At 36.2% G+C, this 14,505-nt stretch carries 11 protein-coding genes; 5 read left to right on the forward strand and 6 right to left on the reverse strand.

Features of this window, described 5'->3' with window-relative positions:
• Positions 1–25: 25 nt before the first annotated feature.
• The 5 genes from CEF18_RS27070 to CEF18_RS22375 form a co-directional block, all read right to left on the reverse strand.
• Positions 26–1,570 (reverse strand): response regulator transcription factor, encoded by a 1,545-nt coding sequence (locus tag CEF18_RS27070; protein ID WP_110938694.1) that lies wholly within the window; start codon positions 1,568–1,570, stop codon positions 26–28.
• Positions 1,551–3,326: a sensor histidine kinase gene (locus tag CEF18_RS22360; protein WP_110938695.1), complete on the reverse strand. Its 1,776-nt coding sequence runs from the start codon at positions 3,324–3,326 to the stop codon at positions 1,551–1,553. Before CEF18_RS22360 ends, CEF18_RS27070 begins: the two co-directional genes overlap by 20 nt.
• Positions 3,327–3,424: 98 nt before the next feature.
• A complete protein-coding gene (locus CEF18_RS22365; RefSeq protein WP_110938696.1) occupies positions 3,425–4,732 on the reverse strand; it encodes an ABC transporter substrate-binding protein in 1,308 nt (435 codons plus the stop codon).
• A 107-nt stretch (positions 4,733–4,839) separates the two neighbouring features.
• Positions 4,840–5,667 carry a carbohydrate ABC transporter permease gene (locus CEF18_RS22370; protein WP_110938697.1) on the reverse strand — a complete coding sequence of 276 codons (828 nt, stop codon included), beginning with the start codon at positions 5,665–5,667 and terminating at the stop codon, positions 4,840–4,842.
• Positions 5,667–6,533, reverse strand: a complete 867-nt coding sequence (locus CEF18_RS22375) for a carbohydrate ABC transporter permease (protein WP_110938851.1) — start codon at positions 6,531–6,533, stop codon at positions 5,667–5,669. Before CEF18_RS22375 ends, CEF18_RS22370 begins: the two co-directional genes overlap by 1 nt.
• Positions 6,534–7,614: 1,081 nt before the next feature.
• Between CEF18_RS22375 and CEF18_RS22380 the strand changes: the two genes are divergently transcribed.
• Entirely contained in the window at positions 7,615–8,082 is a 468-nt protein-coding gene (locus CEF18_RS22380; RefSeq protein WP_110938698.1) for a heme-degrading domain-containing protein, read from the forward strand.
• A gap of 136 nt (positions 8,083–8,218) precedes the next feature.
• Here CEF18_RS22380 and CEF18_RS22385 read toward each other — a convergent pair whose 3' ends face one another.
• On the reverse strand, positions 8,219–9,283 hold the full coding sequence (locus tag CEF18_RS22385) for a LacI family DNA-binding transcriptional regulator (protein ID WP_110938699.1): 1,065 nt from the start codon (positions 9,281–9,283) through the stop codon (positions 8,219–8,221).
• Positions 9,284–9,662: 379 nt separating this feature from the next.
• On the opposite strand from CEF18_RS22385, the gene CEF18_RS22390 reads away from it, so the two are divergent.
• The 4 genes from CEF18_RS22390 to glpK are packed head-to-tail and all read left to right on the forward strand — an operon-like array spanning position 9,663 to position 14,396.
• Positions 9,663–11,099, forward strand: coding sequence for an L-fucose/L-arabinose isomerase family protein (locus CEF18_RS22390; RefSeq protein ID WP_110938700.1), 1,437 nt, complete (start codon positions 9,663–9,665; stop codon positions 11,097–11,099).
• 18 nt (positions 11,100–11,117) lie between these two features.
• Positions 11,118–11,948 (forward strand): transketolase, encoded by an 831-nt coding sequence (locus CEF18_RS22395; protein WP_110938701.1) that lies wholly within the window; start codon positions 11,118–11,120, stop codon positions 11,946–11,948.
• Positions 11,945–12,913: a transketolase family protein gene (locus tag CEF18_RS22400; RefSeq protein ID WP_110938702.1), complete on the forward strand. Its 969-nt coding sequence runs from the start codon at positions 11,945–11,947 to the stop codon at positions 12,911–12,913. The genes CEF18_RS22395 and CEF18_RS22400 overlap by 4 nt, the downstream gene beginning before the upstream one ends.
• Positions 12,906–14,396, forward strand: a complete 1,491-nt coding sequence (gene glpK, locus CEF18_RS22405) for a glycerol kinase GlpK (protein ID WP_183041001.1) — start codon at positions 12,906–12,908, stop codon at positions 14,394–14,396. The genes CEF18_RS22400 and glpK overlap by 8 nt, the downstream gene beginning before the upstream one ends.
• The last annotated feature ends 109 nt before the right edge of the window (positions 14,397–14,505 follow it).

The raw sequence follows: 14,505 nt of genomic DNA on the forward strand, positions 1-14,505 counted from the left end.
TAAATTGACTTTATTGAATAACCTTTTAAAAAGAATTACGAAACTCACTTGGTGTTTGGCCTTCTATTTTTTTAAACACTTTAATAAAGTATTTATCATTTTGATACCCGACGGCTTCAGCAACATCATATATCTTCAAATATGGATTTTCAAGCAATTCCTTCGCTTTTTCAATTCGAATTCTTGTAACATAATCCGTAATCGTTTCCTGGTATTCCCGTTTGAATTTTCGTGAGATATATTCTCTACTTAAGAAAAATCGCTCTGCAATTTCTTGAAGTTTGATATTTTTTTGATAATTATTTCTCACATACTCCTCAATCAATTGCATACTGTTTTTTTCTTTTTGGAATTTACAATTATAGACTAAATTAATTAATTCATGGAACTCTTTTTTCTTTTCCTGTTGAAACGCTTCAAGTGAAAAACGACCATCGTCATGCCAATAGTTAATGCCCTTATATAAGGAGTCTCTTTTATGGATCTCATATTCTTTTATCCAATGTTCTTTTAATAAATCAAATTGGATTTCCCATGTTTCAAGTTGCTCCCAAGTAAAAGCTTTTCTTTCTTTAAAAACTTTGAAAATCCGTTCAAGAATACTATCAATTTGATCTACGCTTCCACTCTGAATGGCCCATTTTATTTCCTCTGAATAATTAAATAGATGTACCACATCAGGATGAAGGATATTTTCAATTACAACACCATTATCATCAAGGAGATTGATTTGCTTTAAAAGAGTAGAAGCTGTTTCGTATGCCTTTACTAATTGATGAGAAGATGGACCTATTGCCACATTACACAGAACATTTTTTCGCTGATGGATCTGAGATATGACTTTAGCCATAACATCTGCTCCATCGGAATCACCCCAAAGAAGAATTGCGAGTTCTTCCTCCTTTAATAAATTGCGAAAGGCCACTCCTTGAATGCTACATGACCGTAGCACCTCTTTACAAACTGTTAATATAGCAGAGAAAGCACCCTCAAAGTCTTCATTGTACCTTTTGTGAATGAGCATCTTCATAGGAATTAAAGCAATCGTATACGAAGCAACTGAAACATCCACGTGAAATTCTTTTTCAATTTGGCTAACAATACGTTTCGATAGTTTTGATTTATCTAAACAGCTAGAAAGTAGGTGATCCCAAACGACCTTTTCATTTTCTAATGTAGATAGTCTATCATGATTCTCTTTGTTCCATTCTTCTACAGCTCTTGATAAGGTTTCATTCAATTCTACTGGGTTGATAGGTTTTAATATATAATTAAAACCACCATACGTAATACAATTTTTCGTATACTTGAAATCACCATAGCCACTAATGACAATCGTTTTAGAATTCATATTTGCAGAGTCAATCCATTTTAATAACTCAATTCCATCAAATCTTGGCATCCGCATATCCGTAAAAATAATAGCAGGTTGATGTTCTGAAATTAGTTTCGTTGCTTCTTCTCCATTAGTAGCTTCTAAAATTGTATCAATCCCAAACTTTGCCCAATCTGCTAACAATAGCAGACCTTCGCGGACATGCTTTTCATCATCAACGATAATCGCTTTCATATATTTCCCCCTTCTTCTCTAACGGCAGCATCATTATGACAAGAAACCCCCTTGAGTTCCGATTTTGAAGTTTCATCAGAGCCTCGTCTGAATAATAAAGTTGTAACCGAGCATAGACATTTTTTAACCCAATATTAGAATGTACTTTGCCATCGTTTTGCTCGGAAAATAAATGGGTATTAATTTCTTTTAAACGGTGTTCTGTTACACCCCTTCCATTATCTCGGATTGCAATAAATAAGTATGAATCTTTTTTCTCACATGTAACGATGATTTCCCCGACCCCTTCACGAATTTCAAAACCATGTTTAAAATAATTTTCAATGATCGGTTGGAGGATCATTTTGGGTACTTTGAAATCAAGGGCATCTTCATCTATGTCGAGAATATAGTGTAGATCATCACCAAATCGTTGCTTTTGTAATAATAGATACGATTTGGTATAGTTGATCTCTTTGGCTAAGGTTACAAGATCTTCATCCATATTCATACTGTATCTCATAATTTGTGAAAGATCTGTTAATGACGAATAAATTTCTGGTACCCTATTTTTTAAAGCCATTGTGCCAATTGATTGCAGTGTATTATATAAAAAGTGAGGGTTAATTTGTGAATGAAGAACTTTTAATTGATTTGTTTTATTTTCTAGTTCGAGCTTATATTCTCTATTAATTAAATGATTGATTTTTTTGATCATTTCTTTAAACCGTTGACCAAGAACGCCAATTTCGTCACTTCCAAGTGATTGAAATTGAACTTCCATATTTCCTTTTTCAACTTGTTTTATATTTTGCAAAAGTACCCTAATTGGTGATGTTATTTTAAACGAAACAAAAAATGTTGCTAAAATAACCAAAGTTAAGCCAAGAACACCAAAAATAATATTAATAATAGCGACGCCATATGCACTCTCATATAAAGTGGCATTTGGAATTCTCTTAACTAAAATCCAACTGCCCATCGCGTCAGAAATCGTATCATAGACAACCACTCCATGAAAAGCAGAGTCTTTCCATTCTATTGTACCGCTCTTTTGATCAGTTTGTTGCAACTCACTAATCCATGGAGAATGATCATGATCGTCAGAGTCAGCTACAGAACTGTATATAAATTGCCCTTCTGATGTTAAAATATAAAATTCCTCTTCCTCATCATTATAAAGATAATTGCTAAGTTCGATAATCTTTTCAGGGCCTATTTCTAATGTGATGAATGCAAGAATCTCACTAGCAGGCACATTTCTAAATGCAAAATGGATTGCAAATGCATTTGATTTTAACGGTTCGATATAGACGTTATGAGGATTATTTTTAGCGATATTATATGAATCAAAATATGTATCAACTTGCTCTGAATAGACAATTGTGGATCTCCTTGAAACCGAGACTAGTTTTTGATCTCTTACAAGCGACATATACACTTTATTTATACTTTCATCACTATATAAGAGTGTTCGTAGTGTATTATCAACAATGCCAATCGACGTATAATCACTAGCTGACACATTTGATTTTCGTAAATAATTCATGATATCAGCATTACTATAAAAAGATAGAGTGAAATTATTTAATTCTCTTAAATAGTTTTCTACGTTTATTTTCCCTTGATATAATAGGTTAACATTTTCTTGAATTGATTGGTCCTTCAAGGATTCTTTTGTATATAAATACGTAACGATAATCGAAGTGCCAAAAGGGATAATCGTTATTACTAATAATAGGATAATTAGTTTATTTCTAATGCTTTTTTTGAACAACGATATCCCCCCTCAATAGTATCTTTACTAGAGTATAAAGCAGAAAGCATATCTAGGTATAGATATGCTTCGCACTTTAATATGGAAGTTTATAACAACTACTTTAAGTTATCCCAAGTAGCTTGGAACAACTCTAAAACTTCATCATACTCAATTTGGTCTGCTGAGTATTCTTGAATAGCTGCTCCAAAATCTTTGCTTGCACCGTCTGGCCATTGGAACCAAGTCCAAGGAATTGTTTTGTCTTCCTTCGAATACTCTAAAATTGATTCACCTAAAGCACCTAATCCTGACGCTTCAACATTATCTAATGCGGGAATAAATGCAAACACTTCTGTCATGTAACGTTTACCCGTTTCTGAAGTTGTCATCCAATCTAGGAAGAACTTTGCTTCTTCTAGATGCTCTGAATTTTTGTTAATAACATAACTATTTGGAACTCCAACAGGTAAACGATCTGCATCCGCTTCATCACTTAAAGGAATTGGTAGAAATGCCATGTTCATTTCAGGATTGATTTCATAAATCATGTTTTCAGTCCAGTTTCCTTGTTGCATGATTGCAGCTTCACCTGTTGCAAACAATGTTACTTGTGTATTGTAATCTGTTGTTAATGGATTCTGGTTGCCATATTTAATTTCTAAATCGATGACTTTTTTAAAGTTCTCAAATGCATCGTTTCCAGCAAATGCTTCTGAACCAGCATTTAAACCTTCAATAAACGCCGCTGGATCCTCTTGTTGAGCGAAGGGAACATTTAATAAATGTTGTCCAATGACCCACCATTCACCATAACCTGCAGCAAATGCAGTGATGTCAGCCGCTTCTAATTTTTGGGCTGCTTCTTCTAATTCTGATATAGTCTTAGGAGTTTCTGTAATTCCAGCTTGTTCAAATAAATCTTTATTGTAAATAAAGCCATATCCTTCTAAGTTTACAGGTCTGCCATAAAGTTTTCCATCTTCATCAGTCATAGGGACTTTCGCAAATGGCAGTACATGCTCTGCCCAAGGCTCGTCAGAAAGATCAGCTAAATGCTCTTTCCAAAGATCTAATTGTTTAAAACCACCGTTTGTAAAAATATCAGGTGCTTCCCCAGAAGAAAACTTTGCTTTTAATGCAGCGTCAGCATCTGCTCCGCCACCAACTGATTCAAGCTTGACTTTAATGGTTGGGTTTTCTTCTTCAAATTCCTTAATCATTTCAAGAGCTTGATCATGAATTTCAACTTTACCATTAAAGAAATTTAGTGTAACAACCTCATCACTATTACTTTCAGTTGCACTTGCATCCGTATCCTCACCAGTGTCCGTGTTATTAGACGTATTTTCTGAGTTCCCACCACATGCAGTAAGGATCCCCACTGCTAACAACATTGATAAACATAAAACAATAATTTGTTTCATAATTAATTGACCTCCTCTTAAATTTTACTTAAATTTTAATATATTTAATTTTTGCAGATATAAATAACTACAAAAAGTTTTAAACAAATGGTATTGAGTACAATAAATTACTTAATAGATCCTGATGCGATTCCTTTAATAATATGTTTTTGTAAAAACAAGAAGAAAATAATAACAGGAGTAATCCCTAAAACTAAGGCCGCTAACCCCATATCCCACTGTTTTGTATATTGAGCAAAAAACGAGCTCGTCGCAAGTGGAATTGTTCTTAATGATGCATCTTGTAACACAAGAACTGGTAATAAATAATCGTTCCAAATCCAAAGTGTATTTAAAATGATAACCGTTACCGTAATTGGTTTTAATAAAGGGAATACAATTCTCCAAAACACACCAAATTGTGAGCACCCATCAATTCTTGCTGCTTCTTCGATTTCTTTTGGTACTGTTTTTACAAATCCATGATAAAGAAAGAGGGAAAGAGGTACACCAAACCCGAAATACATAATAATGATGCCAGGTATACTATTCATTATCCCTAAGATTCCACCAAACTTTATAAGTGGGATCATCACCGTTTGAAATGGTATAACCATCGCTGATACAAACCAGATAAAAAGAATTTTACTAAACTTACCTGGAGTTCTCACCATTTTCCAAGCTGCCATGGATGAGATTACTATCAGTCCGATTATACTAAAGAAGGTAATAATTAATGAGTTAAAGAAGGCGGATGAAAAATCGAGAATCTGCCAGACTTTCGTGAAGTTAGAAAATAAAATCTCATTAGGTAACGCCGCTGCATCCACTAAAATTTCTGGAAAACTTTTTACTGAGTTTACTATAACGAAGTAAAAAGGAATTAGAAATACAAGACCTAAAAGGATGCCGATCACTTCAAGAATAAAGGTCTTACTTGTATACCTTGAATTCATTATGCCTCAACCTCCTTTTTCTTCGTAAACATAACTTGTATGGTTGTGACAATTGCTACAACTAAGAAGAATAAAATTGCTTTGGCTGTACCAAGTCCATAATTATTATTTGTGAATGCTTCTTGATAGATATTAATCGCAACTGATTGAGTGGAGTTAAATGGTCCACCGCCAGTTAATGACAAGTTTAAATCGAAAATTTTAAATGCCATCGAGATGGTTAAAAATAAACAAATCGTAAAGGCGGGTAAAATTAAAGGAATAATAATTTTCGTGATCGTTGTAAACGCATTGGCACCATCAATTTTTGCTGCTTCTAGTAAATTGTTATCGACACCTTGTAGAGCTGCGATGTAAATAACCATCATATACCCGCTGATTTGCCAAGCAAATACGATGACAATTCCCCAAAATGCCGTATCAGCATCACCGAGCCAAGGCTGTTGGAAAAATGATATATTCGTCATATTTCCAATCGAGGAGAATCCTTTTACAAAAATAAATTGCCAGATGAAACCTAGTAATAATCCCCCGATAACATTTGGAATGAAAAATACCGTACGTAAAATATTTTTTGTTTTCAACGAAGCATTTAATAGTAACGCTAAGGAAAACCCTATAACATTACTAATGATGACTGCTGCAAACATAAACTTAACTGTAAAAAGAAACGAGTCATAAAACTTCTGATCATTAGTAAATATTTTTTTGTAATTTTCTAAGCCTACCCACTCAATTGCTGAACTAACTCCATTCCAAGATGTAAAGGAATAATAGACTCCCATGAGAAAAGGAATGATTTGAATGACAATAAAGAATAGTAGTGCAGGACCAACAAACGCTGCGTAAGATAAGACTTTCCTCATTTTCGTGTTATTTTTCACTTCTTTTTTTACCTTTGTATCCGTTTTCAACTTACCTGTTTCTAGAGTCTTATTCAATTTGTTCTCACCGCCTTATATTAATGTAATCGCTTTCTTAACTCTTATTATAGAGAGTGTGTAAGGTGTCGAATAGTAACTGTATTGACTTAAAAGGTACACTATTTTAACCTATTGGAAACAATTAAGCTAAGAGCAGCAAATAAAGCATCTTGACTTCACTTGAATAATGATACTTGTATGAGTATTTGACTCTTTACAAGGAGTTTATTTAAGAACTCAAACTCACGATCACGAGTATATAAGTCCATTGAAGGAAAAACCGATTTTTTCATTTTAATCTTTCTGTCTCTACTATTAATTAAAAGGGGGTTTGTTAGAAAATGAGTTTTTGGATTATGTTAGTTGTTTTATTATTAGTCCTATTAATTTCCCGTACGTGGTCACACCTAGAATCGAACGTAACCTGTGATCGCTACCTTAGTTGTGTAGGTTAAAATTAAATCATAGATAGATGGCCGTTTAAATCTAATGAGAACTCGGGCAATTCTTGTTTTATTGAGCGACTAAGTTAAAAATGATGAATTTAGAGCGTCTACGCAAGAATACGAATCAAATTTAGGGAAACTTATACCTCTGGTTACCCGGAATTTGAGCGCTGACAGGCACCACCGGAATTTTTCCCCTTAAAATATATAGGTCTACACAAACATAAGCATCTACGTGGATGTATAAAATCAGGCTTGTATTATGCAGCAACCTCTAGGTATTCATTGAAAGAGTAGATTTGTATTGCAATATATAAACAATGAAAGGTATTATAAAATCTATGTCGAATGTCACCATATAAAGGAAACCATGTTATTGAAAATTAGATAGATATCTGAATTTAATAGATAGGTATTTTATTGCGTATGACAATTGAAAATTTAAGGTTGGTGTTTTGGGAATTGTAGATATTTCATTCTTTATTCATTCGCAAAGTACATGGAATCGATCCAAGCCATTAACAAAAGTAAAGGTTAAAATGTAAAATTTTTTAATAGAGAGGAGAATATAAATACTTATGAATAATTCAAAAGACAATTATGAAGAATTAGCCATTCAAGAGAAAAATTTGGAGTTTGAAAGGTTTTCCCGTAACGATGCGTTAGCTATCGGTCTTACTATTAATGAAAAAGCAAAGAAATTTAGCGATCCAATCACAATTGAAATTACCTTAAATGGTCTTGTGATATTTCGATACTTTTCGGAGGGCGCGGTTCTTGATAGCGAGTTATGGCTTGTACGGAAGAGAAATAGTGTCAATCTTATGAGTATGTCTTCCCTGCGCTTCAAATACTGGCTGGAGGTGGCGGGGAAAACCCTGGAAGGCCGAAATCTTAATGCTAGCGATTATGCTGCTGGAGGTGGGGGATTTCCAATAAATTTGAAAGGCACAGGACTAGTAGGCTCTATTTGCGTATCTGGGCTGGCGAATCATTTGGATGATCATCAACTAATTGTCGATGCCATAAGTGAATTTTTAAATTAAATCAGGAAGCTAAGACGGTTATTTAAGTAACCGAAAACCTTTATGTTAGATCCCACTGATAACTGTTCAGTACAAAAAAGGACAAAAGGCGATTTGGGCCTCTTGTCCTTTTGAATTACAAACGCCAGCCGTTTTGCTACTCCCCAACCAAACTCGACACCTCAAGACTATTATTTTCTCTGCACGACTTACGTTCCACCAATTCTGTATCGACAAATATTTTCATTTTGGCATTGTCGTTTTCCTCTATTTGCTTAATTAACTTATCTACCGCCATCGTTGCAATGCTATCCTTCTTAACATGGATCGTCGTTAGTTCAGGACTGACAATCTGTGCCTCAAAAATATTATCAAAGCCCATTACCGATATTGTTTCAGGTGATTTTATACCTAACTCAGCCAAAGCTTTTATGACGCTAATCGCCATATAATCACATTCGCAAAACAATGCTGTTGGAAGGTTATCGCCATTTTCAAGTATTTTTTGCTTGAATACGTCCTGACTGGAAACCAGTGTCGGAGAGATGGAATAAAGATGATTTTTATCCACTTCCAAATTGTGATCACTTGTTGCTTTCATAAATCCTCGTTTTCTTTCATCAAAATTATACATACGTGAGTTGGATTGGACATAACCAATTTTTTTGTGTCCTAATTTAGCTAAGTGTTCCCCGGCACGAAAAGCTCCTAAAAAGTTATTCATGACAACAAAATTAACGTCCAGAGTTTCAAAGCAAGTGTCTAATACAACTAATTTTGGTTGCTGTTTTGCAACGATATTAATCTGGTTTGCAGTTAAGTTCGTTCCTAATAATAAGATTCCCGCTGATTTTTGCTCTTGCTCGAGTTGAGAAATTTCTTCTTCAAGATTCTTTGAATTAATCGATGAAATAATAAGGGAATAATCTTTTTCAGAGATTGTTTGGTCAATGGTATTAATTAACTCCATAAAGAAAGATAAGGACTGATATTGTTCCGTTACAATTCCAATATTTGTGCACGCTACAAAGCGTAGAATTTTCGAGTTGTTTTTTTGGTGAGCTCCTGTTTTTATAAGCGTTCTAGGGGCATAACCATTTTGCTCAGCTATCTTCAATATATTGTTCCTTGTTTCCTCACTAACTCCGGGTTTACCGTTTAATGCTAATGAAACGGCGGATTTAGAGACGTTAGCGAGTTTAGCTATATCATCAATTTTCATACATTACATACCTCCTACACTTTAATTATAAACGATTACTAAAATAATAACACAAAATGAGTAGTTTATAAAAAAGTTTAGCTGTTTTAAGGGTTAAATAGTAAATAAATTTATTTAATTAACTAAAATTATTGACTGAAAGATAATCCTCTGATACTATTCAAGTAAGTTAACAAGGTCCTTTGAAAAAAATTTTTTCTTTATCGCCATTATGTTAAGCGCTTACATTTATTATCGAATGGTGTCGTTAGATTTAAGTAGTCGATTGGTATTTATCTAATAAACATACATAACTATTTTAGTAGACTACTTGATTTACAAAAAAATAACTAAAATAGTTTTGTTGGATCATCTATTTTACTATTGGGGGGATAATAGGATGAAAAAGTTAAAGTTGGCTTTTGCGCCAACACGAAGATCTGTATTTAGTAAAGAAGATGCGCTTAAGTTCAAGAGACTAATAAAGGAAAAGATTCAAAGTTTTGGTTTGGATTTTGAAATTGTTGATTTAGAAGGAATCAATGAAGAAGGATTGTTGTTTGATCGTGCTGATGAAGCACGAATCATCCGTAGGTTCAGGGAAGAAAACGTCGATGCCCTTTTTGTTCCTCACTGTAATTTCGGGACAGAAGATCTTGTCGCTAAAATCGCTAAAGCGCTGGATAAACCAGTATTACTTTGGGGGCCGAGGGATGAAGCACCGTTAGAAAACGGGATGAGATTACGAGATACACAGTGCGGGATGTTTGCGACAGGGAAAGTACTCCGGAGGTTCAATGTTACGTTTACCTATATTACAAATAGCACGTTAGAGTCGGAAGTTTTTGAACGAGGATTTAAAAACTTTATTGCAGCAGCTAATGTTGTAAAGCATTTCAGAGATTTAAGAATTTTACAGATTTCTACAAGACCGTCTGATTTTTGGTCGGTTATGTGTAATGAAGGCGAGTTGTTGGAGAAATTCGGGATTCAAATTCATCCAATTACACTTGATGAGATGTCGCAGGCAACCTTGAAAGTGGAGAAAGATCATCCAGCTGAATTAGATGAAGCCATTAAATACATCAAGGAAACATTGGATTGGAGTGAAGTGGAAGACGAGCATATAACTCGTGTTGCTTCATTAAAGGTTGCCATGAAGAACTATGCGGAAGAGACAGGGAGTTCGGCTATTGCTATTCAGTGCTGGTCTAACTTACAGGACTTGATCGGGATTATGCCTTGTCTTGCCAATGCGATATTAACCGATGAACAAATTCCGGTGACCTGTGAGACGGATATACACGGGGCCATTACATCGATCATGGTCCAAGCAGCTACATTAAATACGGAACCGACATTTTTTGCGGATATAACGATTCGCCACCCTGAGAATCCAAATGGGGAATTGTTGTTCCATTGCGGGAATTTCCCAGTTTCCTTAAGTGTAGAAGAAAAACCGAAATTAAGACGACATTTCTTATTTGATGATCATGCACCTGGTACACATGAGTGTGAAATTAAAGGTGGAGAAATGACTCTGGCAAGGTTTGATGGCGATCATGGAGAATACTCTATTTTACTTGGGCAAGCGAAAGGAATTGAAGGCCCTTACTCCAGAGGTTCATATGTATGGGTAGAGGTTAATGATTGGCCGCTATGGGAGGAAAAACTAGTAAAAGGACCGTACATTCATCATTCGGTTGGTATACATGCCAATGTTATTCCAATTTTATACGAGGCCTGTCAATACATTCCTGGGCTCACACCAGATCCGGTTGATCCAACAGAGCAAGAGATTCAAGCATGGTTACGAGGCAGCGATATTAATAAATAATAGATGGAGGTTGTTTTAATGGAGGAAAGCACTTTTTTGAAAAGAAAAGCCATTGAAATCCGGATGGATTTTGTGAAAATGATCTATGAAGCTGGCACGGGTCATACAGGTTCTTCTTTGTCCAATACAGATATTTTAGTCGCATTATTTTATAAAGTGATGAATCTGGATCCAAAAAATCCGAAATGGGGAGAACGAGATCGATATGTCCAAAGTAAAGGGCATGCCGTGGAGTCTTATTGGGCGGTTTTAGCTGATAAAGGTTTCTTTCCGAAAGAAGAATTAAAAACGTATTCGCAGTTTCAATCACGGCTAATTGGACATCCAAACAATAAAGTTCCTGGTGTAGAGGTGAATACAGGCGCGTTAGGACATGGGTTGGCAGTATCTGTCGGGATGGCGCTTGCTGCTAAAAAGGATTCTAAGTCCTACCGTGTTTTCACCCTTATGGGAGACGGAGAACAGGCAGAAGGATCCATTTGGGAAGCTGCGATGGCAGGGGCTCATTATAAACTAGACAATTTAGTCGGAATTATTGATAGAAACCGCCTGCAAATCACTGGATCCACTGATGATGTTTTAAGTAACGAACCATTAGATGAAAAATGGCGAAGCTTTGGCTGGGAAGTGATTGAAGTAGATGGTAATGATATGGATCAATTGGTTGATGTGTTGAGTGAAACGCCAAGAGTAACCGGAAAACCAACACTCGTACTGGCCAATACATTGAAAGGAAAGGGGATTTCATTTGCGGAAAATACAGTTGGTTGGCATCACCATGTTCCTACAAAGGCTGAGTTTGACCAAGCGATGGATGAACTTTCTAAACAACTGGAGGTATTTGTATGAACAACGTGTTGCTGCAAAAAGTCGAAGGAAACAAGATTCACAATCGGAAAGTTGCCAGTGAAACGCTACTGGAGTTAGCGAAAAAGGATAGAGATATTTTAGTTCTTACTAGTGACTCCAGAGGTTCAGCATCTCTTGTGCCGTTTGCTGATGCTTTGCCTGAGCAGTTGGTGGAAGTAGGGATAGCGGAACAAAATATTGTTGGAATTGCTGCCGGTTTGGCTTCAGCAGGAAAAAAACCATTCGTCGCTTCACCCGCTTGTTTTTTGAGCATGAGAAGTATCGAACAAATCAAGGTGGATGTCGCCTATTCACAAATGAACGTGAAATTAATAGGTATCAGCGGTGGAGTTAGCTACGGAGCACTCGGGATGACGCACCATTCTCTACAGGATCTTGCAGTTACTCGCGCGATACCAGGTTTACATGTGATGATGCCGGCAGATCGTCATGAGACGAAAAAGATGTTCCAGGCATTAGTAAACTATGAAACACCAGTGTATGTAAGAATTGGCAGAAATCCTGTGAATGATTGTTATCAATCGGATGAGTACGAATTTGAAATTGGAAAAGCGGTAACGATGAATGAAGGAAATGATATCACATTTATAGCGATAGGAGAAACTGTTCGCATTGCTCTTGATAGTGCCGAAAAATTAGCGCAGGTTGGTATTCATTGTCGCGTCATTAATATGCATACAATAAAGCCACTCGATGAGGAAGTGATCATCAAAGCGGCGAAAGAGACAGGGAATATTATTACGCTGGAAGAACATAGTGTTTATGGGGGACTTGGTTCTGCTGTTACCGAGGTTGTGTCACAAAACTATCCCGTGCCAGTACGAATTTTAGGAATTCATGATGAACCGGCAGTAACAGGTAAAACACCGGAAGTTTTTAATCATTACGGGTTAAGTGTAGAAAGTGTGTCAAAAGTGACAAAAGAAATGATTAATTATGGATGAGGAATATATCCTTTCGATTGACCAAAGTACCTCTGGAACAAAAGTATTACTCATAGATTCAGAGGCTCGAATCATACACAAAAAATCAAAGAACCATCGACAATTATATCCTCAAGCGGGATGGGTAGAACACGATCCAATGGAAATCTACGAAAATGTCAAACGGTTAATTCGTGAAGTGATGGATACATCAACGATTCCTCGGGAGCAGCTTAAAGTTTTAACGATTACGAATCAGCGTGAAACGGTGTTAATCTGGGATAAGCAAACAGGGGGACCAGTTCATAATGCGATTGTCTGGCAATGCAGACGAACCACAGATATATGCAAGGTACTGAAAGAACAAGGAATCGAAGCCGAAGTGAAAGCAAGAACTGGCTTGACTCTAGATCCCTATTTTTCATCCTCTAAAGTAAAGTGGCTGATGGATAACGTGGAAGGCGTTCGAGAACGAGCGGAACAAGGGAACCTCTTGATGGGAACAATAGACACGTGGCTCATCTGGAAATTGACAAATGGCACTGTTCATTCCACGGATATCACGAATGCTAGCCGAACGATGCTTTATAATATCCATGCGTTGCAATGGGATGATGTATTACTAGATGTTTTTGATATTCCTAGTATCATGTTGCCGAGGGTTCAACACTGTGATGAAATTTTTGGGACGGTGATGGATCCGGAAATTGCCTGTGTCGGGATTCGGATATCCGGTGTAATAGGCGATTCGCAAGGAGCGTTGTTCGGGCAGCGATGTTTTGAAAAAGGGATGGCAAAAGCGACGTTTGGAACTGGAACCTCTGTACTAGTATTTACAGATGATTTAGTAGAAAGTAAAAATGGCTTAGTTACCTCGGTAGCGTGGGGGAAAAACGGAAAAGTTAGTTTTGCACAAGAGGGAATCATTCATTCTACCGGGGATGTTATTAAGTGGATGATTGAAGATTTAGGGCTAATTAATGATATCTCTGAAGTCGAAGCATTAGCCGAATCGGTCCCGAATAATGAGGGCGTTTATCTTGTCCCAGCCTTTGTTGGGTTGGGAGCACCTTATTGGAGTCCGGAAACCCGTGCAGCAATAACTGGCATGAGTCGAGGAACAAATAAAGCTCATATTATACGTGCTGCACTAGAAAGCATTGCCTATCAAGTGAAAGACGTCTTGGAACTAGTTGAAGAGGAATCCGGGATAAAAATAAAGGAAATAAGAGCAGATGGTGGAGCTGCAAGTAACCAATTTTTAATGCAATATCTTGCTGATTTACTTGGTATCAATGTGATTGTTTCCGATATGAATGAGTTATCGACACTTGGTTCGGCGTATCTCGGTGGTTTGGGGGCAGGAATATGGAACTCACAAGACGAATTAACTACCTTGAATAAAAATTTAAATACCTATCAATCGAAATTCTCCGCTGAGATTAATGGATATCATACTATTTGGAAAAATATGGTTCAGAGGGTACTAGTAACGAGTGAATAAACTGTTTTTTCAGATTATCTTGTCGATGTTTTGAAAACGCTTACCTTTTTTACGCAAATTGAAGGGAGGGGATAACTTCTTTTGTCTTCAAGTCTTTGTTTTAAAAATT

The organism is Salipaludibacillus neizhouensis (assembly GCF_002886185.1).
GTDB lineage: Bacteria > Bacillota > Bacilli > Bacillales > Salisediminibacteriaceae > Salipaludibacillus > Salipaludibacillus neizhouensis.

Excerpts from the sequence above, each read along its gene's own strand:
- CEF18_RS22400 (WP_110938702.1), top strand. The coding sequence starts at position 11,945 with ATGAACAACGTGTTGCTGCAAAAAGTCGAAGGAAACAAGATTCACAAT.
- CEF18_RS22385 (WP_110938699.1), bottom strand. The coding sequence starts at position 9,283 with ATGAAAATTGATGATATAGCTAAACTCGCTAACGTCTCTAAATCCGCC.
- CEF18_RS22395 (WP_110938701.1), top strand. The coding sequence starts at position 11,118 with ATGGAGGAAAGCACTTTTTTGAAAAGAAAAGCCATTGAAATCCGGATG.
- CEF18_RS27070 (WP_110938694.1), bottom strand. The coding sequence starts at position 1,570 with ATGAAAGCGATTATCGTTGATGATGAAAAGCATGTCCGCGAAGGTCTG.
- CEF18_RS22375 (WP_110938851.1), bottom strand. The coding sequence starts at position 6,533 with ATGAGGAAAGTCTTATCTTACGCAGCGTTTGTTGGTCCTGCACTACTA.
- CEF18_RS22370 (WP_110938697.1), bottom strand. The coding sequence starts at position 5,667 with ATGAATTCAAGGTATACAAGTAAGACCTTTATTCTTGAAGTGATCGGC.
- glpK (WP_183041001.1), top strand. The coding sequence starts at position 12,906 with ATGGATGAGGAATATATCCTTTCGATTGACCAAAGTACCTCTGGAACA.
- CEF18_RS22365 (WP_110938696.1), bottom strand. The coding sequence starts at position 4,732 with ATGAAACAAATTATTGTTTTATGTTTATCAATGTTGTTAGCAGTGGGG.
- CEF18_RS22390 (WP_110938700.1), top strand. The coding sequence starts at position 9,663 with ATGAAAAAGTTAAAGTTGGCTTTTGCGCCAACACGAAGATCTGTATTT.
- CEF18_RS22380 (WP_110938698.1), top strand. The coding sequence starts at position 7,615 with ATGAATAATTCAAAAGACAATTATGAAGAATTAGCCATTCAAGAGAAA.